Origin of the sequence: Salinispora pacifica CNR114, assembly GCF_000514775.1 — a bacterium.
GTDB lineage: Bacteria > Actinomycetota > Actinomycetes > Mycobacteriales > Micromonosporaceae > Micromonospora > Micromonospora pacifica.
Genome location: NZ_KI911468.1, coordinates 94,819 through 120,423, shown reverse-complemented (window position 1 = coordinate 120,423; position 25,605 = coordinate 94,819). Strand labels below are relative to the sequence as shown.

At 70.3% G+C, this 25,605-nt stretch carries 24 protein-coding genes and 1 pseudogene; 17 read left to right on the top strand and 8 right to left on the bottom strand.

Features of this window, described 5'->3' with window-relative positions; translation table 11 throughout:
- The first annotated feature begins 58 nt into the window (after positions 1–58).
- The 12 genes from sufD to B118_RS0127340 all read left to right on the top strand — a co-directional run bounded on the left by sufD (position 59) and on the right by B118_RS0127340 (position 11,259).
- A complete protein-coding gene (gene sufD, locus B118_RS0127395; RefSeq protein WP_018223383.1) occupies positions 59–1,255 on the top strand; it encodes a Fe-S cluster assembly protein SufD in 1,197 nt (398 codons plus the stop codon).
- Positions 1,255–1,599 carry a non-heme iron oxygenase ferredoxin subunit gene (locus tag B118_RS0127390; RefSeq protein WP_018223384.1) on the top strand — a complete coding sequence of 115 codons (345 nt, stop codon included), beginning with the start codon at positions 1,255–1,257 and terminating at the stop codon, positions 1,597–1,599. Before sufD ends, B118_RS0127390 begins: the two co-directional genes overlap by 1 nt.
- On the top strand, positions 1,599–2,372 hold the full coding sequence (gene sufC, locus B118_RS0127385; RefSeq protein ID WP_018223385.1) for a Fe-S cluster assembly ATPase SufC: 774 nt from the start codon (positions 1,599–1,601) through the stop codon (positions 2,370–2,372). Before B118_RS0127390 ends, sufC begins: the two co-directional genes overlap by 1 nt.
- A gap of 25 nt (positions 2,373–2,397) precedes the next feature.
- The gene (locus tag B118_RS0127380; protein WP_018223386.1) at positions 2,398–3,702 is read left to right on the top strand and encodes a cysteine desulfurase; all 1,305 of its coding nucleotides are present in this window, start codon (positions 2,398–2,400) and stop codon (positions 3,700–3,702) included.
- Positions 3,702–4,178, top strand: coding sequence for a Fe-S cluster assembly sulfur transfer protein SufU (gene sufU, locus B118_RS0127375; RefSeq protein WP_028193809.1), 477 nt, complete (start codon positions 3,702–3,704; stop codon positions 4,176–4,178). The genes B118_RS0127380 and sufU overlap by 1 nt, the downstream gene beginning before the upstream one ends.
- A complete protein-coding gene (locus B118_RS0127370; protein ID WP_018216244.1) occupies positions 4,175–4,585 on the top strand; it encodes a metal-sulfur cluster assembly factor in 411 nt (136 codons plus the stop codon). The genes sufU and B118_RS0127370 overlap by 4 nt, the downstream gene beginning before the upstream one ends.
- A gap of 168 nt (positions 4,586–4,753) precedes the next feature.
- A complete protein-coding gene (locus tag B118_RS0127365; protein WP_033668564.1) occupies positions 4,754–5,440 on the top strand; it encodes a LysE family transporter in 687 nt (228 codons plus the stop codon).
- A 41-nt stretch (positions 5,441–5,481) separates the two neighbouring features.
- Positions 5,482–6,162 (top strand): acVLRF1 family peptidyl-tRNA hydrolase, encoded by a 681-nt coding sequence (locus B118_RS0127360; RefSeq protein ID WP_272945124.1) that lies wholly within the window; start codon positions 5,482–5,484, stop codon positions 6,160–6,162.
- A 215-nt stretch (positions 6,163–6,377) separates the two neighbouring features.
- A complete protein-coding gene (locus B118_RS0127355) occupies positions 6,378–7,982 on the top strand; it encodes an ABC-F family ATP-binding cassette domain-containing protein (protein WP_018223389.1) in 1,605 nt (534 codons plus the stop codon).
- A 145-nt stretch (positions 7,983–8,127) separates the two neighbouring features.
- On the top strand, positions 8,128–8,355 hold the full coding sequence (locus tag B118_RS0127350) for a helix-turn-helix domain-containing protein (RefSeq protein ID WP_007462679.1): 228 nt from the start codon (positions 8,128–8,130) through the stop codon (positions 8,353–8,355).
- A gap of 46 nt (positions 8,356–8,401) precedes the next feature.
- Positions 8,402–9,169 (top strand): enoyl-CoA hydratase/isomerase family protein, encoded by a 768-nt coding sequence (locus B118_RS0127345; protein ID WP_018223390.1) that lies wholly within the window; start codon positions 8,402–8,404, stop codon positions 9,167–9,169.
- Positions 9,170–9,282: 113 nt separating this feature from the next.
- On the top strand, positions 9,283–11,259 hold the full coding sequence (locus tag B118_RS0127340) for an ABC transporter ATP-binding protein (protein ID WP_043542286.1): 1,977 nt from the start codon (positions 9,283–9,285) through the stop codon (positions 11,257–11,259).
- A gap of 45 nt (positions 11,260–11,304) precedes the next feature.
- Here the strand turns inward: B118_RS0127340 and B118_RS0127335 are convergent, their stop codons facing one another.
- The 5 genes from B118_RS0127335 to B118_RS0127315 form a co-directional block, all read right to left on the bottom strand.
- On the bottom strand, positions 11,305–12,066 hold the full coding sequence (locus tag B118_RS0127335) for an SDR family oxidoreductase (RefSeq protein ID WP_027648016.1): 762 nt from the start codon (positions 12,064–12,066) through the stop codon (positions 11,305–11,307).
- 41 nt (positions 12,067–12,107) lie between these two features.
- On the bottom strand, positions 12,108–12,614 hold the full coding sequence (locus B118_RS0127330) for an SCO6045 C-terminal-like domain-containing protein (RefSeq protein ID WP_027658757.1): 507 nt from the start codon (positions 12,612–12,614) through the stop codon (positions 12,108–12,110).
- Complete coding sequence (locus B118_RS0127325) at positions 12,611–13,429, bottom strand: MbnB/TglH/ChrH family RiPP precursor modification enzyme (protein ID WP_026185818.1); 819 nt, start codon at positions 13,427–13,429, stop codon at positions 12,611–12,613. Before B118_RS0127325 ends, B118_RS0127330 begins: the two co-directional genes overlap by 4 nt.
- Positions 13,426–14,313: a TIGR04222 domain-containing membrane protein gene (locus tag B118_RS0127320; RefSeq protein ID WP_027658758.1), complete on the bottom strand. Its 888-nt coding sequence runs from the start codon at positions 14,311–14,313 to the stop codon at positions 13,426–13,428. The genes B118_RS0127325 and B118_RS0127320 overlap by 4 nt, the downstream gene beginning before the upstream one ends.
- A 91-nt stretch (positions 14,314–14,404) precedes the next feature.
- Complete coding sequence (locus B118_RS0127315; RefSeq protein ID WP_018223396.1) at positions 14,405–14,977, bottom strand: TetR/AcrR family transcriptional regulator; 573 nt, start codon at positions 14,975–14,977, stop codon at positions 14,405–14,407.
- Positions 14,978–15,216: 239 nt separating this feature from the next.
- Here B118_RS0127315 and B118_RS0127310 point away from each other — a divergent pair, with 239 nt between their 5' ends.
- Together B118_RS0127310 and B118_RS0127305 are read left to right on the top strand one after the other, a co-directional pair.
- Positions 15,217–15,861: an HAD family hydrolase gene (locus B118_RS0127310; RefSeq protein ID WP_018223397.1), complete on the top strand. Its 645-nt coding sequence runs from the start codon at positions 15,217–15,219 to the stop codon at positions 15,859–15,861.
- 153 nt (positions 15,862–16,014) lie between these two features.
- Complete coding sequence (locus B118_RS0127305; RefSeq protein WP_028193807.1) at positions 16,015–16,941, top strand: serine protein kinase RIO; 927 nt, start codon at positions 16,015–16,017, stop codon at positions 16,939–16,941.
- A 21-nt stretch (positions 16,942–16,962) separates the two neighbouring features.
- On the opposite strand, the gene B118_RS0127300 is transcribed toward B118_RS0127305, so the two are convergent.
- Both B118_RS0127300 and B118_RS0127295 read right to left on the bottom strand, forming a co-directional pair.
- On the bottom strand, positions 16,963–17,211 hold the full coding sequence (locus B118_RS0127300) for a DUF2630 family protein (RefSeq protein ID WP_018223399.1): 249 nt from the start codon (positions 17,209–17,211) through the stop codon (positions 16,963–16,965).
- A 186-nt stretch (positions 17,212–17,397) separates the two neighbouring features.
- Positions 17,398–20,247: an aconitate hydratase gene (locus B118_RS0127295; protein WP_018223400.1), complete on the bottom strand. Its 2,850-nt coding sequence runs from the start codon at positions 20,245–20,247 to the stop codon at positions 17,398–17,400.
- Positions 20,248–20,580: 333 nt separating this feature from the next.
- On the opposite strand from B118_RS0127295, the gene B118_RS32635 reads away from it, so the two are divergent.
- The 3 genes from B118_RS32635 (at position 20,581) to pulA (ending at position 24,334) form a co-directional block, all read left to right on the top strand.
- On the top strand, positions 20,581–20,739 hold the full coding sequence (locus B118_RS32635) for a DUF5993 family protein (RefSeq protein WP_018223401.1): 159 nt from the start codon (positions 20,581–20,583) through the stop codon (positions 20,737–20,739).
- A gap of 15 nt (positions 20,740–20,754) precedes the next feature.
- A complete protein-coding gene (locus B118_RS0127285) occupies positions 20,755–21,366 on the top strand; it encodes a disulfide bond formation protein B (protein WP_018223402.1) in 612 nt (203 codons plus the stop codon).
- 124 nt (positions 21,367–21,490) lie between these two features.
- Positions 21,491–24,334 (top strand): pullulanase-type alpha-1,6-glucosidase, encoded by a 2,844-nt coding sequence (gene pulA / locus B118_RS0127280; protein ID WP_028193806.1) that lies wholly within the window; start codon positions 21,491–21,493, stop codon positions 24,332–24,334.
- Positions 24,335–24,400: 66 nt separating this feature from the next.
- Here pulA and B118_RS29465 read toward each other — a convergent pair.
- Positions 24,401–25,605, bottom strand: a pseudogene (locus tag B118_RS29465) (hypothetical protein); the annotation flags it as partial.

Genomic DNA, 25,605 nt, shown 5'->3' with positions numbered 1-25,605 from the left:
GGACCCGACCCGTCCCCTGTTACTGACACCGTCGTCGCAGAACAGAACCAAGGAAGAGATGACTACCCAGGCTTCCGCGCCGCCCAGCACCAAGTCGCAGGCGCTGCGCTCATACGATGTCACCGACTTCTCGGCCCTCACCGGGCTGGAGGAAGAGTGGCGCTTCACCCCACTCAACCGACTCCGGGGCCTGACCGGCGAGGTGCCGGCCAGCGCGGGCGCGGTCCGGCACGAGTACGGCGACCTGCCCGCGGGCGTCACCGTCGAGCCGATCGCGAAGGACGATCCGCGGATCGGCAGCGTACTCGTCCCGGTGGACCGGATCAGCGCGCTGGCGTACCGCGGTGCGGCGCAGGCGCAGCTGGTGCGGGTCGCCGATGAGGCCGTGCTGGCCGAGCCGGTGACCCTGCGGGTGGTCGGCGCGGGCGCCGACGAGCTCGCCTTCGGGCACACCTTCGTCGAGGTGGGCCGGTTCGCCGAGGCGACGCTGGTGCTCGAGCACGTCGGTTCGGCGACGCTCGCCGACAACGTCGAGGTCTCGGTCGCCGACGGCGCGAAGCTGACCCTGGTCACCGTCGCCGACTGGGCCGAGGACGCGGTGCAGGCGCAACACCTGAAGGTGCGGCTGGGGCGCGCCGCCCGGGTTCTGCACGTCCAGGTCAGCCTCGGCGGCGACCTGGTCCGGCAGTACACCACCGTGGAGTACACCGAGCGGGGCGGCGAGGCCGAGCTGTACGGTGTCTACTTCGCCGACGAGGGGCAGCACCTGGAGCACCGGCAACTGGTGGACCATTCGGTCCCGGACTGCCGCAGCCACGTGGGCTACCGCGGTGCCCTACAGGGCGAGAGCGCCCGTACCGTCTGGGTCGGCGATGTGCTGATCCGGGCCGAGGCGACCGGCACCGACACCTACGAGATCAACCGGAACCTGCTGCTCACCGAGGGCGCGCGGGCGGACTCCGTACCCAATCTGGAGATCGAGACCGGGGAGATCGCCGGTGCCGGCCACGCGAGCGCGACCGGCCGTTTCGACGACGAGCAGTTGTTCTACCTGATGGCCCGGGGCATCCCGGAGGCCGAGGCGCGGCGGCTCGTGGTCCGCGGCTTCTTCGCCGAGCTGCTGAACAAGATTCCGGTCGAGTCCCTGCGGGAGCGGCTCGGCGCGGCGATCGAGGCCCGGCTGGCCGGCGGGGGGAGCGAGTTCGCCGACCCCACGCACGCGAGCGGGGACGTCGCCGCGAAGGCCGGCGCGTGATGATCCGCATCTGCTCCGCCGAGGACGTGCCGAAGGGCAGCGTGGTCAGCGCGGACATTGACGGTGTGAAGGTCGCGATCGTGCACGGCGAGGACGGCGCCTTCTACGCCGTCTACGACGAGTGCTCGCACGCCGCGGTGGCCCTCTCCGAGGGAGAGGTCGAGGGCTGCACCCTGGAGTGCTGGCTGCACGGTTCCCGGTTCGACCTGCGCACCGGTGAGCCGACCGGGCTACCCGCCACCGAACCCGTTCCCGTCTATCCCGTCGAGATCCGCGACGGCGACATCTACATCCCAGTGGGCGCCGACGGCCGCCCGATGCCAAGCAATGGAGTGACCCGATAATGAGCACCCTTGAGATCCGTGACCTGCAGGTGTCGGTCAAGCTGCCCGAGGGTGAGCTCAAGCCGATCCTGCACGGTGTCGACCTGACCGTCCGGTCGGGGGAGACGCACGCCATCATGGGCCCGAACGGCTCCGGCAAGTCCACCCTGGCCTACTCGGTCGCCGGGCATCCGAAGTACGAGATCACCGGTGGTTCGGTGACCCTCGACGGCGCCGACGTCCTGGCGATGTCCGTGGACGAGCGGGCCCGCGCCGGCCTCTTCCTGGCCATGCAGTACCCGGTCGAGGTGCCCGGGGTGTCGGTGGCGAACTTCCTGCGCACCGCGAAGACCGCGATCGACGGTGCGGCCCCGAAGCTGCGCACCTGGGCGGGTGAGCTGCGGGGCTCCATGGAGCGCCTGCAGATGGACCCGGCGTTCGCCCAGCGCAACGTCAACGAGGGCTTCTCCGGCGGCGAGAAGAAGCGGCACGAGATCGTGCAGCTGGAGCTGCTCAAGCCGAAGGTGGCGATCCTCGACGAGACCGACTCCGGCCTCGACGTGGACGCGCTCCGCGTCGTCAGCCAGGGCGTCAACCGGGTCCGGGAGACCGGCGACACCGGCCTGCTGCTGATCACCCACTACACCCGGATCCTGCGGTACATCAAGCCGGACCACGTGCACGTCTTCGTCGCCGGCCGGATTGTCGAGGAGGGCGGCCCGGAACTGGCCGACAAGCTCGAGGACGAGGGTTACGAGCGGTACGTCACCGGGGCCGGCTCGGCGCGGGCCTGACGACCTCAAGGAAAGGCCGGTCACGATGACCACCATCGCGATACCACCGGGTATGCCGCAGTACGGCGACGTACCAAGCTACGACGTGGCGGCGGTGCGCGCTGACTTCCCGATCCTGGACCGGAAGGTCAACGGGCACCCGCTGGTCTACCTGGACAGCGCGAACACGTCACACAAGCCACGGCAGGTGCTCGACGCGCTGCGGGAGCACTACGAGTGGCGTAACGCGAACGTGTCGCGCTCGGTGCACACGCTGGGCACCGAGGCGACGGAGGCGTACGAGGGCGCGCGAGCCAAGGTCGCCGCCTTCATCAACGCCCCGAGCCCGGACGAGGTGGTGTTCACCAAGAACTCCACCGAGGCGATCAACATCGTGGCGTACGCCTTCTCGAACGCGTCGCTGCGTCCCGACGCCGACCCGCGGTTCCGGTTGGGCCCGGGAGACGAGGTGGTGATCTCCGAGATGGAGCACCACTCGAACATCGTTCCCTGGCAGTTGCTCTGTGAGCGCACCGGCGCCACCCTGCGCTGGTTCCCGGTCACCGACCATGGTCGGCTGGACGAGTCCGGCTTGACGGACCTGGTCAACGAGCGGACGAAGATCGTCTCGCTGGTGCACATGTCCAACATTCTCGGCACCGTCAACGCGACGTCCCGGATCACGCAGCGGGTCCGGGAGGTCGGTGCGCTGCTGCTGCTCGACTGCTCGCAGTCGGTGCCGCACATGCCGATGGACGTGGTCGACTACGACCCGGACTTCATCGTCTTCACCGGGCACAAGATGTGTGCCCCGAGCGGCATCGGAGTGCTCTGGGGCCGCACCGAGCTGCTCGCGGCGATGCCGCCGGTGCTTGGCGGTGGGTCGATGATCGAAACGGTGGCGATGTCGGGGTCGACCTTCGCCCCGCCGCCGACCCGGTTCGAGGCGGGTACCCCGCCGATCGCCGAGGCGGTCGCGCTGGGCGCGGCGGTGGACTACCTCTCCGGGGTCGGCATGCGGGCCATCCAGTGGCACGAGAAGCAACTCACCGCGTACGCCCTGGACGCCCTGGCGACGGTGCCCGGGCTGCGGATCTTCGGGCCGAACGTTCCGGTGGGCCGGGGCGGGACGATCTCGTTCGCGCTGGGTGACATCCACCCGCACGACGTCGGGCAGGTACTCGACTCGCTGGGCGTGCAGGTGCGGGTCGGTCACCACTGTGCCCGCCCGGTCTGCACGCGGTTCGGGGTGCCGGCCACGACCCGGGCCTCGTTCTACCTCTACACCACCACCGAGGAGATCGACGCCCTGGTGGCGGGGCTGGAGCAGGTGCGGAAGGTGTTCGCCTGATGCAGGTTGACCAGCTCTACCAGGAGATCATCCTGGACCACTACAAGCACCCGCACGGCCGGGGGCTGCGCGACGCGGACGACCCGGCGGCATCCGTCGCCGAGGCGCACCACGTCAACCCGACCTGCGGGGACGAGGTCACCGTCCGGGTCGCCACCGACGGCGCGGTGCTGCACGACGTCTCGTACGACGGGTACGGCTGCTCTATCAGCCAGGCCTCGGCGAGTGTGCTGCACGAGCTACTCGCCGGCCGTCCGGCCGCCGAGGCGTTCGCGGTGCACGCGGCGTTCGTGGAGTTCATGTCCGGCCGGGGCGAGGTCACGCCGGACGAGGAGGTACTCGGGGACGGGGTGGCTTTCGCGGGCGTCGCCCGCTACCCCGCCCGGGTGAAGTGCGCGCTGTTGCCGTGGATGGCGTTCAAGGACGCCGCGGCACGCGCCGGTGTGGACACGAGCCCGACGGAGGTTCAGGGATGAGCGAGGACACTGCCACCGAGGCCACGCCGGCCCCTGGTGATGGCGCGACCGGTGCGGCGGCTCCGGAGGGCGTGCCGGCCGGCAAGGCCGCCGTCGCCGATGTCGAGGAGGCGATGAAGGATGTCGTCGACCCCGAGCTGGGCATCAACGTGGTCGACCTGGGCCTGCTGTACGGCGTCCACGTTGACGACGACAACGTCGCCACGCTGGACATGACGCTCACCTCGGCGGCCTGCCCGCTGACCGACGTCATCGAGGACCAGGCGCGGTCGGCCCTGACCACCGGTCCGGGGGGCGGCCTGGTCAACGAGATGCGGATCAACTGGGTGTGGCTTCCGCCGTGGGGCCCAGACAAGATCACCGACGAGGGGCGCGAGCAGCTTCGGGCGCTGGGCTTCAACGTCTGACGCCACGGGCGTCCGTCGGGCAAAACCGGTAGCCGCGGGCCTGGGGACGGCGCAGGATGACGGCATGATCGAGCCGTACCTGTTGCCGTTTCCGGTCCGCGTAGCCGAGGCCGGGTGCCGACAGCAAACTCGGCTGCCCGGCGCCGGCCCGGCCTGTTGCCCACGACCATGACCGGGGTGTTTCTGGCTGGGCTGGTCGCCGGATTCGGGGTGGCCATCCCAGTCGGCGCCATCGCGGTACTCGTCATGGGGCTGGCCGCGCGGACCTCGTTCCGGGTGGGGGCCGCCGCGGCCCTCGGGGTCGCCACGGCCGATGGACTGTATGCGGCCGTCGCTGCCCTTGGCGGGGCGGCCCTGGTCACGGTGCTCACCCCGGTCGCAGGTTCGCTGCGGGTGGTCGCCGCGGTGATCCTGCTTGCCTTGGCGACCCACACCGCGGTGCGGGCCCTACGCTCCGTCCGGTCGGGTTCGGTTGCTGGCCCCGGCTCCGACACCACATCCGGATCTGGCGGACCGGACGCCGGCAGCCGACCGTTCGCGGGCCGCTGGGGCCTGGAGACGCCGCCACGGGCGTTCACCGGGGTGCTGGCGTTGACCCTGTTGAACCCCGCCACCGTCGTCTATTTCGCGGCGCTGGTGCTCGGCCGTCAGGACTCCGCCGCCCCGGCTCTGCCGGCCGCCGGGGCGTTCGTGCTCGGGGCGTTCGTCGCCTCCGCGAGCTGGCAGCTACTGGTCGCCGGGGGCGGCACGATGGTCGGCCGGGTCCTCGCCGGTCGCCGTGGCCGGCTCGGCACGGCTCTGGTGTCCAGCGCCATTATCGCTGCCCTCGCCGTCGTCATGCTTGTGGCGGCCTGACCCGACGAAGGGCAGCCGGACCGCGGGGGTAGGTTCGGGGTGTGCGTAGTAGGCCCGCAGCGGGAGGCGGCCGGTGGGTTGAGGTGGACCCGGGCCGGGTCCCGCGCTGGGTTGCCGGCTTCGCCGACCGGCACGGTCCGTCGATCTCCACCCCGCAGGAGTACGGGCTGCTGTTGACCGCCCCGGACGGTACGACCGCCGAGGTGCATACCCCGCCCGGCGTACCCGGCACGGCTGACCTGGACGGGTTCCTGGCAGCCGTCTCCCGGCCCCGGCGGATCGGCCTGCTGCTCGTCCGCAAGGGCGCGGTGGCCCTCGGCGTCGCCGAGGGAGCGGAGCTGGTCGTGTCGAAGGTCGACACGCACTACGTCCAGGGCCGGACGGCTGCCGGCGGTTGGTCGCAGCAGCGGTTCGCCCGGCGGCGGGAGAACCAGGCGAAGGCGGCGGTGGCGGACGCGGTCGAGCTGGCTGTGCGTCTGCTGCTGCCGGCGGCTCCGACGCTGGCGGCCCTGGTCTGTGGTGGGGACCGGCGGACGGTGGACGCGGTGCTCGCGGATCGTCGGCTGGCTCCGCTGGTCGGGCTGCGGGCCGAGCGCCTCCTGACTGTGCCGGAGCCGCGCCGCGCCGTGCTGCTCGATGCCATTCCCGCCGCCCGGGCCGTTCACATCCTCGTTCGTGATCCCGAGGTGGGGGCCGCGGGCAACGCCGGATCCGCCACCTGACCGGTTGGTCGGCGCCGGCCACCCCGGCGGGCGGCCCGAGGCCGGTCAGTGATCTTGGCGGCGTTATCCGCAGGACCGGGTGGGGGGTGTCCCGGTACAATTGGCGCGTGCTGCTCTGCGAAGGCTGAACCGCCCCGCACCGACGGTCCTCCGGCCCGCCGGTGCTTTCGCGTGCCCTGAGTCAGCCCTTCCACCCCGAGAGCGAGTCTTCCGACATGATCACTGCCACCGGCCTGGAACTCCGCGCCGGCTCCCGAATCCTGCTCTCCGACACCACGCTGCGGGTGCAGCCGGGGGACCGGATCGGCCTGGTCGGCCGCAACGGCGCCGGCAAGACCACGACGCTGAAGGTGCTGGCCGGAGAGGGGCAGCCGTACGCCGGTCAGCTCGACCGCCGCAGCAACATCGGCTACCTGCCGCAGGATCCGCGTACCGGGGATCTCGACGTCACCGGACGAGATCGGGTCCTCTCCGCCCGCGGCCTCGACCAGCTGATGACCCGGATGGCGGAGCTGGAGGCGAAGCTCGCCGAGGCGCCGGAAGACAGGTTGGTCCGCCGCTACGGCACGCTGGAAGACCAGTTCGCCTCGCTCGGCGGATATGCGGCCGAGGCGGAGGCGGCCCGCATCTGCGCCAACCTCGGGCTCCCCGACCGGGCGCTGGCCCAGACCATCGGCACCCTCTCCGGTGGCCAGCGCCGCCGGATCGAACTGGCGCGGATTCTGTTCCGCGACGCGGGCGAGAACGGCGGCGGCATCCTGCTGCTCGACGAGCCGACCAACCACCTAGACGCCGACTCGATCACCTGGCTGCGCGGGTTCCTCGCCAACCACAAGGGTGGCCTGATCGTGATCTCCCACGACGCCGCTCTGCTGGAGGCGGTGGTCAACAAGGTCTGGTTCCTCGACGCCACCCGTTCGGTGGTGGACGTCTACAACCTTGGGTGGAAGGCGTACCTGGAGGCGCGGGAGACCGACGAGCGGCGTCGCCGCCGGGAGCGGGCCAACGCGGAGAAGAAGGCCGGCGCGCTGATGGCGCAGGCGGACAAGATGCGGGCCAAGGCCACCAAGACCGTCGCCGCCCAGAACATGGCTCGGCGGGCCCAGCGGCTGCTCTCCGGTTTGGAGGAGGTCCGGGTCTCCGACAAGGTGGCGAAGGTGCGCTTCCCCACCCCCGCGGCGTGCGGTCGTACCCCGCTGACCGCGAGTGGACTGTCGAAGTCGTACGGGTCGTTGGAGATCTTCACCGATGTGGATGTCGCGGTCGACCGCGGCTCCCGGGTGGCGATCCTCGGCCTCAACGGCGCCGGCAAGACCACCCTGTTGCGGATCCTCGGTGGCCTGCTGGAACCGGATACCGGCGAGGTGCGGCCCGGGCACGGCCTCCGGCTGGGCTACTACGCCCAGGAGCACGAGACCCTGGACGTCCAGCGGACGATCCTGGAGCACATGCGCAGCGCCGCGCCGGAGCAGAGTGACACCGATCTGCGCCGGATCCTCGGTGCGTTCCTCTTCTCCGGGGAGGACGTGGAGAAGCCCGCCGGAGTGCTCTCCGGTGGGGAGAAGACCCGGCTGGCCCTGGCTACTCTGGTCTGCTCCGGTGCGAACGTGCTGCTGCTGGACGAGCCGACGAACAACCTCGACCCGGTCAGCCGGGAGCAGGTGCTGGACGCCATCGCTCGCTATCCCGGTGCGATCGTGCTGGTCACGCACGACCCGGGCGCGGTGACCGCGCTCAAGCCGGATCGGGCCATCCTGCTGCCCGACGGGGACGAGGACGCCTGGAGTGACGACCTCCTGGAGTTGGTCGAGCTGGCCTGACCGATCGTGGGCCTTGGTATCGGGAAGCCGACATTACATAGCGTGTCGGTTGGCGAATAGTTGATATCTGGCGCATGATCGTTCGAGGCGGTCTAATAGGTGGGACCGTATCCGAACCGCACAGTCTGGGACGTGAGGACACAGTATGGCAGCCACTGGCACAGCCACCAGCACTGAGAAGGGTCGCCGGATCGTCGGGGCCGAGCGTCAGACGCTCGCCAAGGACCTGGTCAAGCGGTACACCTCGGGGGAGAGCATCCGTGCGCTCGCGGCCTCGACCGGCCGTTCCTACGGATTCATCCACCGGGTGCTCACCGAGTCCGGGGTGCAGCTGCGGCAGCGCGGCGGCGCCCGGCGTCGCAAGAAGGCGTGAGCCACCGAGCGGCGTCACCCATCAGCACCGTTCCCCGGGCCGCCCGGTGACTGCCGAGGCGACCGGGGTCCGGCTGGAGTGTGACGGGGCGGTGGCCACGGTCACGCTGGCTCGGCCCGACGTGCTCAACGCGCAGACTCCGGCGATGTGGCAGGCGCTGCGCGACTTCTCCCGGAAGCTCCCCGGTGACGTACGCGTCGTGGTCGTCCGCGGTGCGGGCCGGGCCTTCTCCGCTGGCCTTGACCTTTCCGTGGCGGGTGCTTCTGGGCCGGGTTCCTTCGCCGAGCTGTCCACCCTGCCCGAGCAGGAGTGCGCGGACCGGATCGCCGAGTTCCAGGACGCCTTCACCTGGCTGCACCGCCCTGACCTGGTGTCGGTCGCAGCGGTGCAGGGGCATGCGATCGGCGCGGGCTTTCAGCTGGCGCTCGCCTGCGACCTGCGGGTTCTTGCCGAGGATGTCCGGTTCTCCATGGCCGAGGTGACGCTCGGTCTGGTCCCCGATCTGGCTGGCACCAAGCGCCTGGTCGAGCTCGTGGGCTACTCGCGAGCCCTGGAGCTCTGCGCCACCGGGCGGCGGTTGGACGCCGCCGAGGCGGACCGGATTGGGCTGGCAACTCTGGTCGTGCCGACCGGGGAGCTGGCCGGCGCGGTCAGCGACCTGACGGCGGGGCTGCTCGCCAATGACCGGAACGCGGTCGTGGAGATCAAGGCGTTGCTCGCCGGTGCGTCCGGCCGGACCCCGGCCGAGCAGGAACGGGCTGAACGGGAGGCGCAGACCCGGCGGCTGCGGGAACTCGCCGGCCGGGGAGAGTAGTAAGGGCCGTACGGGAAGATTCGGGTTACTTACCGGGTTGTCACAGGCGTCGGGAGAATCGACCCGGAGGTTGTGGTCGGCCCGATGACCCGGAGGTGAGCGTGTCCAATCCGATGTCCGGCGGCGGCATGGGCGGCTGGAGCATGCTCCGGTCGATGCGTAGCCACGACGAGATCTCGGCGCACCGGCTCCAGCGCGGGGTGGCGCGTCGGATCGTCGGCTTCGCCCAGCCGTACCGGCGGGACATCGTCGTCTTCCTGGCTACCGTCGTGCTGGCCGCGATGATCGGGGTCGCCACCCCGGTGCTCGCCGGTAAGGTGATCGACGCCATCACCCGGGGCGGCACCGAGGCATCCGCCCTGGTCGTTCGGCTGGCATTGGTGATTGCCGCGCTCGCGGTGGCAGATGCGCTGCTCTCACTCGCCCAACGGTGGTACTCGGCCCGCATCGGTGAGGGCATCATTCTCGACCTGCGGACCCGGGTCTACGACCACGTCCAGCGGATGCCGTTGCAGTTCTTCACCCGGACGCAGACCGGTGCGCTGGTCAGCCGACTCAACAACGACGTGCTCGGAGCCCAGCGGGCGTTCACCTCGACCCTGTCCGGGGTGGTCAGCAACGTCATCCAGCTGGTGCTCACCGCGGCGGTGATGTTCACCCTCTCGTGGCAGATCACCGCGCTGTCGCTGGTGCTGCTGCCGGTGTTCATCATTCCGGCCCGTCGGGTCGGGCGGCGCCTCGCCGAGATCACCCGCGAGTCCTACAACCTCGACGCGAAGATGAACGCGACGATGACCGAGCGCTTCGGCGTCTCCGGAGCACTGCTGGTCAAGCTCTTCGGCCAGCCCGACAACGAGGCACGCCGGTTCACCGCGCGGGCCGAGCGGGTCCGGGACATCGGCATCCAGTCCGCGATGTACTCGCGGACCTTCTTCGTGGCGATGCTGCTGGTGGCCTCGCTCGCACAGGCGCTCACCTACGGGCTGGGCGGGTGGCTGGCAGTCACCGGCAGCGTCAGTGCCGGCACCGTCGTCACGCTCGCGCTACTACTCACCCGGCTCTACGGCCCACTCACCGCGCTGTCCAACGTACGGGTTGACGTGATGAGTGCGTTGGTCTCGTTCGACCGGGTCTACGAGGTGCTCGACCTACAACCCGCCATCACCGAGAAGGCCGCCGCCGTCACCGTGCCGCGGGGCGACGGACGGGTCGAGTTCCGGTCGGTGCGTTTCCAGTATCCGAGCGCCGCCGAGATCTCGCTGGCGTCTCTGGAGGAGGTCGCCGCCCTCGATCGGACGGCCACCGAGCCGGTGCTCCGGGGGGTGTCGTTCACCGTCCAGCCGGGGCAGATGGTCGCCCTGGTCGGGCCCTCCGGTGCGGGCAAGTCGACCCTGTCCATGCTGATCTCTCGGCTCTACGACGTTACCGACGGTCAGGTACTCGTCGGCGGGGTTGATGTCCGGGACGCCAGCCTGGACTCCCTGCGCGACGAGATCGGTGTCGTCACCCAGGATTCACACCTGTTCCACGAGACCATCGCCGAGAACCTGCGGTACGCCAAGCCGGCGGCCACCGACGACGAACTCTGGGCTGCCCTCGCCGGTGCGCAGGTGGCGGACCTGGTGCGGGCGTTGCCCGACGGCCTGGACACGGTGGTGGGTGAGCGTGGCTATCGCTTCTCCGGCGGGGAGAAGCAACGCATCGCGATCGCCCGGGTTCTGCTCAAGGCACCCTCGATCGTGATCCTCGACGAGGCCACCGCGCATCTGGACTCGGAAAGCGAGGCAGCGGTGCAGCAGGCGCTCTCGGTGGCGTTGACGGGGCGGACCGCGCTGGTCATCGCGCACCGGCTCTCCACGGTGCGAGAGGCCGACCAGATTCTCGTACTCGATCAGGGGCGGATCGTCGAGCAGGGGCGACATGAGGAGCTGGTCGTCCTGGGCGGGCTCTACGCCGAGCTGTACCGGACGCAGTTCGCGGTCGCCGACTCGCCGACGCCGTACCAGGACGCGACCGGGCCGGAACCGGTGACGCTGCCGATGCGCTCTTACGTCGCCGAGGAGGCGCTGCCGCCGGCCGCCGCCAACTAGCCAGCGCTGCCCCCGACCGTGGCCTGCTGTGGGACTGGCCGCCAACTACAGCCCGCGCAGCGCGCCGCCATCCACCGGTAGCGTGATTCCGGTCAGGTAGCTGGCGGCGGGGGAGAGCACGAACGCCGCCACCCGGCCGAACTCCGCCGGCTCACCCAGCCGGCGGAGCGGGATCTCCGCCTCCGCCGTGGCGCGGGCCTGTGCGGGGTCCCCGGCGGCGGCGAAGAGCTGCGCGCTCCGGTCGGTCAGGAGCCGCCCGGGCAGCAGCCCCACCACCCGGACGCCCTGGGGGCCGTACTCGTCGGCCAAATCCTTGGCGACCCCGGCCAGGCCGGGCCGGAGGCCGTTGGAGATGCCCAGGCCGGCCAGCGGCGCCCGGGCCGAGGTGGACAGCACCAGTCCGATCGCCCCGCCAGCGGGCAACGCGGCGGCGACGGTCCGGGCCATTCGGACGGTGCCGAGGAATATCGTTTCGAAGGAGTTGCGCCACTGCACGTCGGTCACCGTGGCCGCGCTACCCGGCGGTGGGCCGCCGACCGACACCAGCGCGCCATCCAGCCGCCCGAACGCGTCCCGGGCGGCCGCCGTCAGCCGCTCGGGCAGTTCCGGGTCGGCCAGGTCGGCGGTCACACCGACGGCGTACGCGGGGCCACCGAGGCGGTCAGCGGCGGCGGTCACCGCGTCGGCGTCCCGGGCGGCGAGGACGACGCGCGCCCCGTCCGCGACGAGCGCCGCCGCGGTCGCGTAGCCGAGGCCCCGGGAAGCACCGGTGAGTACGTACACGCGGTCAGTCAGGCCGAGATCCATGCCCTGATCCTGCCGTATCCGGTGCCCGCCGGCGGGGTTGGCTAGGGCTGGCGGCGGGCGGGACGCAGGAGGCGCACCCGCCCGGCGAACTGAATCGCGACGGCGCCGCCGACCCGCCCCCAGGACGGCAGCCGGCGTGGCCGGGGCGGGCGACCCGGCTCCGGGTAGTGGTATCCGGCCTGCCGGCAGGCCAACTCGTCCGCCCCCAACGGCGGCAGTTCACCGGCGCCGTGTAGGTAGCGGGCCAGATCCCAACCCTCGCGAGGGGCACCGGCGGGCGGTCGCCCGGCCGCCCAGTGCTGGAACACCTCCAGCCACCGCGGGTGCAGGCCGGTGGCGAGCAGTGGCCAGTACCGGGCCACCTCGCCGGCCCGCTTACGCAGCAGGGCGGTCCGGGTCGCGGCCAGCGCTTCCGGAACGAAACCTGGTGGCGGCGGGGCGCCGGCCACCAGAGCGGCGACGAGGGCGGCCTGCCGGGCGGCCAGCGTGGTCTCCGTCGGGCCGGTGGGCTGCGTCGCCGGTACGTTCGCCGGGCTGGTGGGGTTCATGTGATCACCGGCAGACCACCGACGGCGGCGAGCGCGTCCAACTCGGCGCGGAGGGCAGCGGCCGGGGGGTAGTTTCCGTCCCGCTCCAGCAGCAGGGCCGGCGGTCTGTGACGAGCGCACAGCTCACCCACCAGGTCGAGTACCGGCCGGGACACTGGGCTGGTGTGGGTGTCGTGGTAGTAACCGTCCTGTTCGGCCCCGCCGGCCACGTGCGCGTACGCGACCCGTTCCAGCGGCAGCCGGTCCAGCAGGTCGAGCGGGTCGGCGCCGCGGTTGCGGGCGTTGGCGTAGACGTTGGCGATGTCGAGCAGCAGGTGGGCGCCGGTGCGGTCCAGGATCTCGGTGAGGAACGCCGCCTCGTCCAGTTCGTCGTCGGGCCAGTCGAAGAGCGCGGCGATCGGCTCCAGCGCGATCGGCACCGGCAGTTCGGCTTGGGCGCGGGCGACGTTGGCGCAGACCGCCGTCACCGCCTCCCTGCTGCGCGGTAGGGGCAGCAGGTGACCAGCCTCCAACCCGCCGGCCCGGACGAAGGCGATGTGCTCGCTCACCAGCGCCGCGTCGGTCAGCTCAGCCACCGCGACCAGGTGAGCTACCCGGGCCGAATCGACCGGTTCGGCGCTGCCGAGGGAGAGCCGCACCCCGTGCGGCACGACGGCCACGCCGCGTTCCCGCAGCGCGGTGAGCTCAGCCGGCAGCGGACCGGCGGCCGGCACCGATTCGGCGATCACCTCGACGAAAGGTAGCCCGGGGAGTCCGGCGACGAAGCCAGCGATCTCGGGCCGCCATCCGATGCCCACTCCGACCGGACCGGTCATCCGCCGCACCCACCACCACCGCCGCCGCCACCGCCATCACCGCTACCTGCTCCGGCGGTCCCGCCCCCGCCGGCTGCCGTCCCACCAGCCAGGAACTGTTGCTGGATCTGCGCCTGCTCGGCGAAGCCGGGATCCATGGCCCACAGGGCGGCCGTGCCGAAGAGGGCGACGCCCATCGCCGCCCCGGCGGCGCCATAGGTGGCAGGGGCCGGATTGTGGTGGGGTGCCAGGTGCGTGTGCCGGTGGCGTAGCCGGCGTAGAACTCGGTCGGCGTTGCGGGTGCGCCATGGACGCTGGAAGAGCAGAACTATCACGGCCAGCAGCGCGACCTGGATCAGGAACAGCCAGCCGATGGGACGTTCGTTCGCCAGACCGGCCCCGAGCCGCAGCATGCCGACTGCGAACAGGCCGGTGGGTAGCAGTGCCGTGTCGCGCAGGGCAGCCCGCTGCTCGGCGGAGATCGCCAAGCCGTGTCGCGTCAGGTCGGCGCGGAGCTGGTGGACGGCGTGTCGCACCCCTCGGTCTCGGCTGAGTTCCTGGGCGCGTAGGCCCCGGCTGGCGGCGAGGTGGATGGCCTGGTCCAACGACGTGCTGCCGATGGACAGCGAGTCGCTGGCGGTCAACCGTCGATCCGGGCCCACGTTGATCGCACCAGCGCTGCGGAGCCCCGCGAGAGCTGTCCAGACCGCCAGCTGCGTACCACCGTGGAGGTAGGCGACCTGCTGGGGGCCGAGCAGGTTCGCGTCGTACGCCGAACCGTTCAGGACCTCGTTTCGACGTCGGAGTGCGATGGCGACGAGAACGGCGGCGGTCACCAGGTACAGCCCGAGGAAGACCGGGCCGGGAATGCCCCAGGTGTTGCTGGGGGCGGCGAGGAGGACCATCGGACACTCCTGTCGTGGGGGATGAAACCCATTGTGGGTCACCGTTGCCAACCGAGGGGAGGGCCGCCAAAGCAGGTCTGGGTGGGGATGGTCAACGCCGGCGGACGGCCTCCTCGACCAGGTTCAGTACCGGTCCGAGGTCGTCGGCGGGGCGGCCCATCGCCAGGTGCAGGACCAGACCGTCGTACGCCAGCTTCAGGAACTGGGCGAGCACATCGAGCGGGATGTCGTCGCGTAGGACGCCCGCCTCGCGCTGGCGGAGTAGGCGGTCGCGGGTGGCTTCGGCGATCGCTGCGGACCGTTCGGTCCACCGCCGGGCGAACGCGGGATCGGTGCGCAGCCGGCGCGACACCTCCAGCTGGCTGCCGAGCCAGCCCGTCGTGTCGGGGGAGGCAGCCCGGGCCAGCAGATCGCGCATGACCTGCACCAGGCCATTACGGGCGACAGTTTCGACCATCGCCGCCGCATCGTCCTCGGCCACGGCGAGGAAGAGGGAGTCCTTGTCGCGGAAGTGGTGGAAGATCGCTCCACGGGACAGCCCGGTCGCCTCCTCCAGGCGGCGCACGGTGGCGCCCTCGTACCCGTGGCGGGCGAAGCAGACCCGGGCGGCGGTGAGGATCTCCTGCCGGCGCGCGTCGAGTTGGTCCTGACTTACTCTGGGCACGGTTCGATCGTGTCAAACCACCCGGCGTCCTGCAAACCGTACGTACGGCTTGCGGTGTGGCCGGCCGGCTCGGTTCGCGCGGCGGAGGAGCCCCGATCGGCTGGCGCGTGTGCCGGCAACCCCGGTCCGCCTCCAGCGGCCGAATCTCCTACCAGTGCTTAGTCCGTTTGTCGCGAATTTCTGGACATTTGGCTGCTTGGGGCTGTCGGGCGGACACCTCCGTCCCGTAAGGTGCCGGAGTGCCGCTGCTCCTTCTTGACCTGGATAACACCCTGCTCGACCGAGAGAATGTGTTCCGAACCTGGGGCGAGCGCTTCCTGGTCAAGATCGGTGCGCCGCCAGGTGACCTCCGTTGGCTGCTCTCCGTCGACGCGGACGGGTTGACCGATCGGTGGGATGTGGCCGATGCGATCCGTAACCGCTACTCACTGGCGGTCCGCTCGGTCGACCTGGTGGAGGAGCTGCACGAGGGGGTGCTCGCCGACACCCGGCTTGATCCACTGGTGGCGTGCGCGCTGCGGATCGTCGGCGATGCCGGGTGGATGCCGGTGGTGGTCTGCAACGGGGCGGTACGGCAGCAGGAGGAGAAGATCCGGCGGACCGGGCTGGACCGCTACCTGGCCGACTGGGTGATCTCCGAGGCGGCCGGGGTCAGCAAGCCGAACCCGCGAATCTTCGCACTGGCCGCGCAGCGGGTTCGGATGCCGCTGCGCGGGGCCTGGGTGGTCGGTGACGGCCCGGAGGCGGATATCGGCGGTGCCGCGGCCGTGGGGCTGCCCAGCGTCTGGCTGCACCGGGGGCGCACCTGGACCGACGGACGATTCGCCCCCACCTTCACGGTCGATGGTCTGATCGCCGCCCTCGCCGCGGTGCTCGCGGCGTAATACCGGTTGCCGCGCCGCGATCCGACGGCGAGCATGGGACCGCACGGCGCACCCGGGCGAGTGGCCCGGTCGAGGGGAGGAGGTCGGTCATGGCCGTCTACACAGGTCACTTTTCGCTGTCTCCATCGACCTCGACCGAGGGAATTCACCGCAGTGCGCGATCACGACTCTCCGGTGCCGGAACGCCGGACCCGCGGCAGACGCCGCTTCGACGATGACGAACCACGCTTCATTAAGCGCGGGTGGAGAGCCGGGCCGCAGCCCGCTGACTCCGACCCGCTGCCGGACGCCCAGCCCTGGTCGTCCTGGGACGACGCGATCCGGGGCCCCCAGCCGTACCCCGCCTGGCTGGTAACGGAGCTGGCCGCCAAGGACACCGAACTGGGCGTACTCAAGACCGGCAAGGAGGCAGACGTCCACCTCGTCCGCCGCGCCGTGCCCGACACCGATCGGTCCTGCCTGCTCGCGGCGAAACGATACCGAGCTGCCGACCATCGGCTCTTCCACCGGGACGCGGGATATCTGGAGGGGCGGCGCGTGCGAGGCTCCCGGGAGATGCGGGCGATGACCCGGCGAAGCGCGTTCGGCCGGCAGATGATCGCGGGGCAGTGGGCGGCGGCGGAGTTCGCCGTGCTCGGCCGCCTCTGGGAGATCGGTGCCCGGTACGGCACGATCGCCGTGCCCTACCCGGTCCAGCTCCGCGGCACCGAGCTGATGCTGGAGTTTCTTGGTGACGGCGACGAGGGGCGGGCCGCCCCGCGGCTGGCGCAGCTGCGGCCGGCGGAGGCCGACCTGCGTGACCTGTGGGGACAACTCGTCGAGGCGCTGGTGGTACTCGCTCGGGCTGGCCACGCCCACGGTGACCTGTCGCCCTACAACCTCCTGGTGCACGAGGGGCGGCTGGTGCTCATCGACCTGCCGCAGGTCGTGGATCTGGTCACCAATCCGCAGGGGCCGGAGTACCTGGCCCGAGACGTCCGGGTCGTCGCCACCTGGTTCGTCGCTCGTGGCCTGCCGGCGGAGCAGGCAGAACCGCTCGCCCTCACCGAACACCTGCTCCGGGAGGCGGGCCTGCGTTGAAGCACTCCTCCAGCCGGGGGCCTACTGGAGGTAGCGCGCCACCTCCGGTGCCGGACGTCCGCCCTGGGCGTCCGGGTCGCCGTGGGTGGAGCGGGCGGCACGCCGCCGGCGCAGCAGGTCCCAGCACTGGTCCAGGGACGCCGACAGATCCCGGAGCCGGTCGCGGCTCTCGTCGTCGGTGCCCTCCTCGTTGGCCTGGGCCGCGGCGCGGAGCTGGTGTTCCTCGTCAACCAGCGCGGAGATGCGCTTCAGGATGGTCTTGTCGTCCATGACCACGAGCCTGGCACAGCATGGCGAGATCACATCCGGGATCGGGCCGCTGTCTCACGGCCGACGCCTGGTCGGCCGTGATGGCGGTGGCGAGGCGGGGAACCGTTCGGGTAGGTAGCCCGGCCCGACCCGCCGGACGGAAACGCGACGGGCCCCCACCGTGGTGGGGGCCCGTCCGTTACCGCTTCAGCCGATCATCCGCCGCAGCACGTACTGCAGGATGCCGCCGTGCCGGAAGTAGTCCGCCTCTCCTGGCGTGTCGATGCGGACCACCGCGTCGAACTCGACCCCGGTGTCGGTGGTCACCTGGACGGTCCGCGGGGTGTTGCCCTCGTTGAGGGCGGTGACTCCGGTGATGGAGAAGGACTCGGTGCCGCACAGGCCCAGCGACTCGGCGGTCTCGCCGGCCGGGAACTGCAGCGGCAGGACGCCCATACCGATCAGGTTGGAGCGGTGGATCCGCTCGTACGACTCGGCGATGACCGCCTTGACACCCAGCAGCATGGTGCCCTTGGCGGCCCAGTCCCGGGACGAGCCCGAACCGTACTCCTTGCCGGCCAGGACGATCAGCGGGATCCCCGCCTCCTGGTAGGCCACGGCGGCGTCGTAGATGGTGCTCTGCGCGCCGGTCAGGTGGTTGACCGTGAAGCCGCCCTCCGGCAGCGCGGCCCCGGCAGCGGAGTCGGCACCGGGCACCCGAAGCTGGTTACGCAACCGGATGTTGGCGAAGGTGCCCCGGATCATCACCTCATGGTTACCCCGGCGGGAGCCGTACGAGTTGAACTCGTGTCGCGGCACGCCGTGCTCGGCGAGGTACCGACCCGCGGGGGAGTCGGCCTTGATCGCGCCGGCGGGCGAGATGTGGTCGGTGGTTACCGAGTCGCCGAGCTTGGCCAGGACCCGCGCCGCCCCGATGTCGCGGACCGGCGCCGGCTCGCGCTGCATGCCCTCGAAGTACGGGGGCTTGCGGACGTAGGTCGACTCGCCCTCCCAGGCGAAGGTGTCGCCGGTCGGCGTCGGCAGCGACTGCCACCGCTCGTCACCGGCGAAGACGTCCGCGTACGCCGAGCTGAAGCCGCCGGCGCCGATCGCGGCGGCGATGACCTCCTGGATCTCGGCGCTGCTCGGCCAGATGTCGCGCAGGAACACTGGGTCTCCCTGGGCGTCCTCGCCGATCGGCTCGTTGGCCAGGTCGATGTCCATGGTGCCGGCGAGCGCGTACGCGACCACCAGCGGCGGGGACGCCAGGTAGTTCATCTTGACGTCCGGGTTGATCCGGCCCTCGAAGTTGCGGTTGCCGGAGAGCACCGAGACGACCGAGAGGTCCTTCTCGTTCACCGCGGCGGAGATCTCCTCCGGCAGCGGGCCGGAGTTGCCGATGCAGGTGGTGCAGCCGTAACCGACCAGGTGGAAGCCGAGCTTCTCCAGGTACGGGGTGAGGCCGGCCCGCTCGTAGTAGTCCATGACGACCTTCGAGCCCGGGGCGAGGGTGGTCTTCACCCACGGCTTGCGGGCCAGGCCCCGTTCCACGGCGTTGCGAGCCAGCAGCGCGGCGCCGATCATCACCTGCGGGTTGGAGGTGTTGGTGCAGGAGGTGATGGCAGCGATCACCACCGCACCGTGGTCCAGCTCGAACTCGGTGCCGTCGGCGCCGGTGACCCGGATCGGGTTGGTGGCCCGGCCGCCGGAGCCCACCGCCGCGGTGACCAGGTCGCGCGGGGCGTCAGCGGGGTCGGTGACCTCGTTGGCGGGGGCATCGCTGGCCGGGAAGGACTCGGCGCTGGCCTCGTCGGCGGGGCCGCTGATGCCCTGCTCCGGCTCGCCGTCGGCCGCGTCCACGGCGACGTAGTCGGTGAGGGCGGCCCGGAACAAGGTCTTGGCGTTGCCCAGCGGCACCCGGTCCTGGGGCCGCTTCGGGCCGGCGAGCGACGGCTCGATGCTGCTCAGGTCCAGCTCCAGCCGCTCCGAGTAGTTCGGCTCCGCGGCCGGGTCGTGCCAGAGGCCCTGTTCCTTCGCGTACGCCTCGACGAGCGCGACCTGCTGCGGGTCGCGCCCGGTCAGCTCCAGGTAGCGCACCGTTTCGGCGTCGATCGGGAAGATCGCGACGGTGGAGCCGTACTCCGGGGACATGTTGCCGATGGTGGCCCGGTTGGCCAGTGGCACCGCGCTGACGCCGGGGCCGTAGAACTCGACGAACTTGCCGACCACACCGTGCTTGCGCAGCATCTCGGTGATGGTCAGGACCAGGTCGGTGGCGGTGGTGCCGGCTGGCATCTCCCCGGAGAGCTTGAATCCGACGACCCGCGGGATGAGCATGCTCACCGGCTGGCCGAGCATGGCCGCCTCGGCCTCGATGCCGCCGACGCCCCAGCCGAGCACGCCGAGGCCGTTGACCATCGTGGTGTGCGAGTCGGTGCCGACCACCGTGTCCGGGTAGGCCTGGCCGTTGCGCTCCATCACCGTACGGGCGAGGTATTCGATGTTGACCTGGTGCACGATGCCGGTGCCCGGCGGGACGACCTTGAATTCGTTGAAGGCGGTCTGACCCCAGCGCAGGAACTGGTAGCGCTCCTTGTTGCGCTCGTACTCCAGCTCCACGTTGCGCTGGAAGGCGTCCTCGCGGCCGAACAGGTCGGCGATGACGGAGTGGTCGATGACCAACTCGGCCGGGGCGAGCGGGTTGACCCTGGTCGGGTCGCCGCCCAGACCCCGCACGGCCTCACGCATGGTGGCCAGGTCAACTACGCAGGGTACGCCGGTGAAGTCCTGCATCAGCACCCGCGCCGGGGTGAACTGGATCTCCACGCTCGGGTCGGCGGCCGGCTCCCAGGCGCCGAGCTGCCGGATGTGGTCGGCGGTGATGTTCGCGCCGTCCTCGGTCCGGAGCAGGTTCTCCAGGAGGATCTTCAGGCTGTAGGGGAGTCGGTTGTGCCCCTCCACCTTGTTGATCTTGAAAATCTCGTAGCTCGCGTCGCCGACGCGTAGCTGGGTCTTCGCACCGAAGGTGTCGAGGCTCGCCACGTCGTACTCCTTCACACCAGTGGCCGTGAGCAGTCCTGAGCAGTCTGTCGCACCGGCGGGGGCGGTGCGGTGCTTAGGGGGTCCTTACCTGCATTAGCTGCGGGTACAAACCGTACGTCCGTCTTGCTATTCGCGCAACCCTGACCCCGGTGCGGGGCGAGGCCAGCCGGTTCGCCGCTTGCGCCGAGTGGGTGCGACGGTGGTGAGTGCGCGCCGGTGCGCCGCCGGTTGCGGTCTCGCCCCTTGCCGGCGGCGGGGCGTAGCCGGTTCGGGTTGAAGTCCGGTCGACGGCCGAGTTGGTTCTTGATTCCGGCTCGGAGCTCCCGATTTAGCCACTATTTTGAGTAAATGGCAACAATCATCTTCGCGGTGCTGCTCGTCGCCGGCTGGCTCATCGTGCGGGGCGGCGGGCGCGGGACAGTCCTCGCCGCGTGGACGGTTTCGCTCTGCGCCATCCTGCTGCTCTTCAACTATCACGTGGGCGCGAAGCTGCCGCTGAACTTCTGATCGAATGAGGATGTTATGACCGGCCGTCTGGGCTTCTGGCTCGCGCACCTCTTCGTCCTCGCCTACTGCGGTGTGCTGCTCGGCGGGTTCGTGGTGCAGTTCGTGACCGGCGATCTCCCGTGCCCGCTCTGCATCCTGCAACGGATGGCGATGATGCTGGTGGCCTTCGGGCCGCTCTATATCATCGCGCGGACCCGCCGTGGCGATGTGCGGCTCGCCGACTACGCCATGGGGTACGGGATGAGTATCGTCGCCGCCGTGGCCGGTGCCGCCATCGCGGTCCGCCAGATCCTGCTGCACATCGTGCCGCCCGACCCCGGCTACGGGTCGCCCCTATTGGGGCTACACCTGTACACCTGGGCATTTATTACGTTCTGCGTGGTACTGGTGTTCTGTGGGGTGAGTCTGATCTTCGCCCGCGCGTTGGTACCGCGGGGTGTGCGGTTCGGTTGGCCGTCCAAGGTGGTCTGCGGGCTGTTCCTGGTGATCGTGGCGGCGAACCTGGTGGTGGTGTTCCTCCAGGCGGGCTTCCACTGGTTCCTGCCGCCTGACCCCGACCGCTACGAGATCTTCCATGGTCTGGCGTTGTGGAGCGCTGGGGCGATATCGGGCGGCGCTACGGAGTGAGGGCGGGCGTCGAGTTCACCTTGTGCAAGGTGCCTGCAGAATTTCGACCAAACTTGCAAGGGATTGCAGAAAGTTTCGACGGCAGCTAGCGTGCGGCTCATCAGCGACCAGAGGAAGGCCGTCGATGAAACCCCCGCCGATCCCGCGCAAGGCGCTGCTCACTCTCGCCTCGCTGGCGACCCTCACCCTCGCCGGCACCAACACCCTCGTTCACCTCCAGCCACCCGGCGACGCCGATGCGCCGGCCGTGGCCGGTGCCGAGCCGTGGGCCGCCGACCACCTCGACACCACGCTGCTCGCCGCCGGTGACCACCAACCCGCATTCGGGACCACCACCGGCCTCGACCTGACCGCGCAGCAGGCGCACTGGATTGACCGCGGCACCGTCGCCTGGCCGACCGAGATCCCGGACGGCACGAGGTACGCCCTGGTAGCCTCCGCGGCCGGCGAGGTGACCCTGGTTGACGGCGAACTCGTCGGGACGTACCGGACGATCCCGCTGCAGGCCCGGCGGCACGGGCTGACCGCGGCGCAACGCGAGCGGTTCCCGCACCTGGCGGCGTACCAGGCCCTCGCCCTGAACCGAAAGCACCTGGCCGGGGTACCAGCGGCGCTGCGCGGACAACTCGTGGTGACCGAGCGGGACGCCGGAGGCGCCCTGCGCGCCGCCACCGGCGTCCAGATCCCAGGTGTGCTCGACGACGTCTACGCCCCGGCGATCCGGGCGCGGCTCGGCCCGACCTTCACCGGTGCGGCGCCGACGCTCGCGGTCTGGGCCCCCACCGCCCGCACGGTGACACTGCAGTTGTTCGACACACCGACATCGCGACCGCGGCCAGTGGCCATGCAACGGGACCACCGCACCGGCGTGTGGTCGGTGCGGGGAGCCCCATCCTGGACCGGGAGGTACTACCGCTACCAGGTCGAGGCATGGCAACCGGCCGAGCAGCGGATGGTCACCGCGGCGGTGACCGACCCGTACTCGCTGGCGCTCGCCCCCGACTCCACCCACAGCCAGATCGTCGATCTCGCCGACCCTCGGCTTGCGCCACCGGGCTGGACGCAACTACCGAAGCCGGCGGCGGTACCGGCGACGCGGGCGCAGATCTCCGAGCTGTCGGTACGAGACTTCTCGATCGCGGACAGCACGGTGCGGGCCGAGCGACGCGGCACGTTCCGTGCCTTCACCGACCCGGCCACCACCGGGATGCGACACCTGAAGGCGCTCGGCGACGCCGGGACGACCCACCTACACCTGCTCCCGGCATTCGACTTCGCCACGATCCCCGAACGCCGCGCCGACCAGCAGCAACCCCCCTGCGACCTGGCGGCGCTCCCGCCAGACTCGGACGAGCAGCAGCGATGCGTCACCGCAGTCGCCGACACCGACGGGTACAACTGGGGGTACGACCCGCTGCACTACACCGTGCCAGAGGGCGGCTACGCCGTTGACCCGACCGGGGCGGCGCGGACCAACGAGTTCCGGCGGATGGTCGCCGGGGTGAACGGCGCCGGGCTGCGGGTGGTGCTCGACGTCGTCTACAACCACACCTCGGCGGCGGGCACCGACCCGAAGTCGGTGCTGGACCAGGTGGTTCCCGGCTACTACCACCGGCTGCTGGCAGATGGCTCGGTGGCCACCTCGACCTGCTGCGCGAACACGGCCCCCGAACACGCCATGATGGGCAAACTCGTGGTCGACTCGGTGGTCACCTGGGCCAAAGAGTACAAGGTGGATGGATTCCGGTTCGACCTGATGGGTCACCACCCGAAGGCAAACATGCTGGCCGTCCGCGCCGCCCTCGACGAGCTGACCATCGTCCGTGACGGAGTGGACGGTCGTAGCATCCTGCTCTACGGAGAGGGCTGGAACTTCGGCGAGGTAGCCAACGACGCGCGGTTCGTTCAGGCAACCCAGGCCAACCTGGCCGGCACCGGCATCGGCACCTTCAACGACCGACTCCGGGACGCGGTGCGCGGAGGCGGTCCCTTCGACGCCAACCCGCGTCGACAGGGCTTCGCCTCCGGGCTGTACACCGACCCCAACCACGACCCGGTGAACGGGTCAGCGGCGCAGCAACGCGCCCACCTGCTGCACCAGCACGACCTGATCAAAGTTGGGCTCACCGGCAACCTGCGGGACTACCGATTCACCAACACCGCCGGCGAGCAGGTCACGGGGGCGCAGGTGGACTACAACGGATCGCCAGCCGGCTACACAGCCGCACCGGGGGAGTCGGTCACCTACGTGGACGCGCACGACAACGAGATCCTGTACGACGCGTTGACGTACAAGCTGCCGGAAGACACCACGGCGGTAGACCGAGCACGGATGCAGGTACTCGCGCTCGCCACCGCACTGCTGGGGCAGGGCACCGGATTCGCCACCGCCGGCAGCGAGCGGCTGCGGTCGAAGTCGCTGGACCGTAACTCGTACAACTCTGGTGACTGGTTCAACCAGATCCGATGGGACTGCGCCCAGGGCAACGGGTTTGGCATCGGACTCCCATCCGAGCAGGACAACAAGGACAAGTGGTCGTACGCTCGTCCCCTGCTTGCCGATCCGGGGTTGGTGCCGGACTGCGCGACGATCGACCTGGCCGGGAGCCGGCACACCGAGTTGCTTCGGATCCGCTCCTCGTCGCCGGTGTTCGGGTTGCGGACGGCAGCGCAGGTGCAGCAACGGGTGGCGTTCCCCTTGTCGGGCCCCGCGGAACAGCCGGGGGTGCTGACGATGACGCTGGACAGCCGCGGGTTGGGTGGTCCCTGGAAGTCGGTGACGGTGGTCTTCAATGCCACCCCCCAGGCGGCTGCCCAACAGCTCACCGACCTGCGCGGAGCGGACATAGCGCTGCACCCGGTGCTGCATACCTCCGCCGATGAGGTCCTGCGAACGTCCTCGTTCGCGGCCGACAGTGGCACGTTCACGGTTCCGGCCCGCAGCGTGGCGGTCTTCGTGCAGCGGTGACCCGACGCGCAATTGGTCCGGCCCCCTCCGCTGACGCGGAGGGGGCCGGACTGACTAGCTGGTCGATCAGCCGAAGCAGTTCTCGATCCGCTCGAGGCTGCCCTGACAGTTGGTCGGGTCATTGCCCTTGATCGCGGACTTGTTGTCGACTGTGACCTTCCCCAGTGCGCTGAACACGCCACCCGGCTTGAAGGTCGAGCGGTTCTTCGTCACCTTGGAAGCAGTCAGATCGACGCTGCCCAGGACGTTGAAGATCCCGCCGCCGGAGAAGCCGGCGAGGTTTTCGGAAACTGAGCTGTACCGGAAGGTGACCGCGCTGAGGAGGTTGAACACACCGCCCCCGAAGACGCCGGCCTTGTTGTCCGTGATGTTGCTCTTGTCGACGTTGGCAATCACGCCAAGTGCCAGCGCCATGCCTCCACCGTCACCGACGGTGCCGTTGTTAACGAGCTGTGCCTCCTGCAGGTAGAGGCTGCTTCGCTCGGCCGCGGCGATCCCACCGCCGGCGAGCAGCGCCAGGTTCCGGGCAACTATGGTCTGCTTGACCGTCATGTCGCCGCCGAGGTCGAACAGGCCGCCGCCGAAGCCAAGTGCATCGTTACCGGTGACCTCGGCCTTTTCGACCGAGACCATCCCGGCCTTGATGTCCTTGCGGTCCAGGAACGCTGCCCCGTTGGCGATACCGCCACCGCCGATGACAGCGCCGTTTTCCATCACTCGGGACGAGGAGACCCGCAGGACACCCCCGTTGAAGATGCCGCCGCCATAGTGGAAGGCGTCATTCTTGATCAATGACGTGTGGTAGAGGTTGGTCTTGCCGAAGTTGGCGATCCCACCTCCGACACCACCGGCGAGGTTGTGCTCCAGGTAGGACTTCTCAAAATCGGCGGTGCCGCCGGCCTGCACCAGGACGCCAGCGCCGTCCTTGGTGTTGTGGTGCGGGAACAACTTGTGCTTCGCACCTTCAGCGGCAGGGGCCGTCCACTCGGCAACTGGTGCGCCGACGGTGGCGTCCCCACTGGCGGCGCCGCTCTGGTTCCAGCTGGCGGCGCCGTTTTCGTTGGTGGCGTCCCCACTGGCGGCGCCGTTTTCGTTGGTGGCGTCCCCACTGGCGGCGCCGTTCTGGTTCCAGCTGGCGGCGTCGCCGTTGACGGCTGCGTCCACGCTTGCGGTGGCCGTGGCCTCATCCGCGACGGTGGCGTCCGTGGCCTCGTCCGCGACGGTGGCCTCGTCGGCGACAGCGGTGTCGGTGGTGGTGGCCTCGTCCGCGA

Excerpts from the sequence above, each read along its gene's own strand:
- B118_RS0127380 (WP_018223386.1), top strand. The coding sequence starts at position 2,398 with ATGACCACCATCGCGATACCACCGGGTATGCCGCAGTACGGCGACGTA.
- B118_RS0127300 (WP_018223399.1), bottom strand. The coding sequence starts at position 17,211 with ATGGACGACAAGACCATCCTGAAGCGCATCTCCGCGCTGGTTGACGAG.
- B118_RS0127320 (WP_027658758.1), bottom strand. The coding sequence starts at position 14,313 with ATGGTCCTCCTCGCCGCCCCCAGCAACACCTGGGGCATTCCCGGCCCG.
- B118_RS32635 (WP_018223401.1), top strand. The coding sequence starts at position 20,581 with ATGGCAACAATCATCTTCGCGGTGCTGCTCGTCGCCGGCTGGCTCATC.
- B118_RS0127325 (WP_026185818.1), bottom strand. The coding sequence starts at position 13,429 with ATGACCGGTCCGGTCGGAGTGGGCATCGGATGGCGGCCCGAGATCGCT.
- B118_RS0127350 (WP_007462679.1), top strand. The coding sequence starts at position 8,128 with ATGGCAGCCACTGGCACAGCCACCAGCACTGAGAAGGGTCGCCGGATC.
- sufD (WP_018223383.1), top strand. The coding sequence starts at position 59 with ATGACTACCCAGGCTTCCGCGCCGCCCAGCACCAAGTCGCAGGCGCTG.
- pulA (WP_028193806.1), top strand. The coding sequence starts at position 21,491 with ATGAAACCCCCGCCGATCCCGCGCAAGGCGCTGCTCACTCTCGCCTCG.
- B118_RS0127355 (WP_018223389.1), top strand. The coding sequence starts at position 6,378 with ATGATCACTGCCACCGGCCTGGAACTCCGCGCCGGCTCCCGAATCCTG.
- B118_RS0127285 (WP_018223402.1), top strand. The coding sequence starts at position 20,755 with ATGACCGGCCGTCTGGGCTTCTGGCTCGCGCACCTCTTCGTCCTCGCC.
- B118_RS0127340 (WP_043542286.1), top strand. The coding sequence starts at position 9,283 with ATGTCCGGCGGCGGCATGGGCGGCTGGAGCATGCTCCGGTCGATGCGT.
- sufC (WP_018223385.1), top strand. The coding sequence starts at position 1,599 with ATGAGCACCCTTGAGATCCGTGACCTGCAGGTGTCGGTCAAGCTGCCC.
- B118_RS0127370 (WP_018216244.1), top strand. The coding sequence starts at position 4,175 with ATGAGCGAGGACACTGCCACCGAGGCCACGCCGGCCCCTGGTGATGGC.
- B118_RS0127365 (WP_033668564.1), top strand. The coding sequence starts at position 4,754 with ATGACCGGGGTGTTTCTGGCTGGGCTGGTCGCCGGATTCGGGGTGGCC.
- B118_RS0127335 (WP_027648016.1), bottom strand. The coding sequence starts at position 12,066 with ATGGATCTCGGCCTGACTGACCGCGTGTACGTACTCACCGGTGCTTCC.
- B118_RS0127390 (WP_018223384.1), top strand. The coding sequence starts at position 1,255 with ATGATCCGCATCTGCTCCGCCGAGGACGTGCCGAAGGGCAGCGTGGTC.
- B118_RS0127330 (WP_027658757.1), bottom strand. The coding sequence starts at position 12,614 with ATGAACCCCACCAGCCCGGCGAACGTACCGGCGACGCAGCCCACCGGC.
- sufU (WP_028193809.1), top strand. The coding sequence starts at position 3,702 with ATGCAGGTTGACCAGCTCTACCAGGAGATCATCCTGGACCACTACAAG.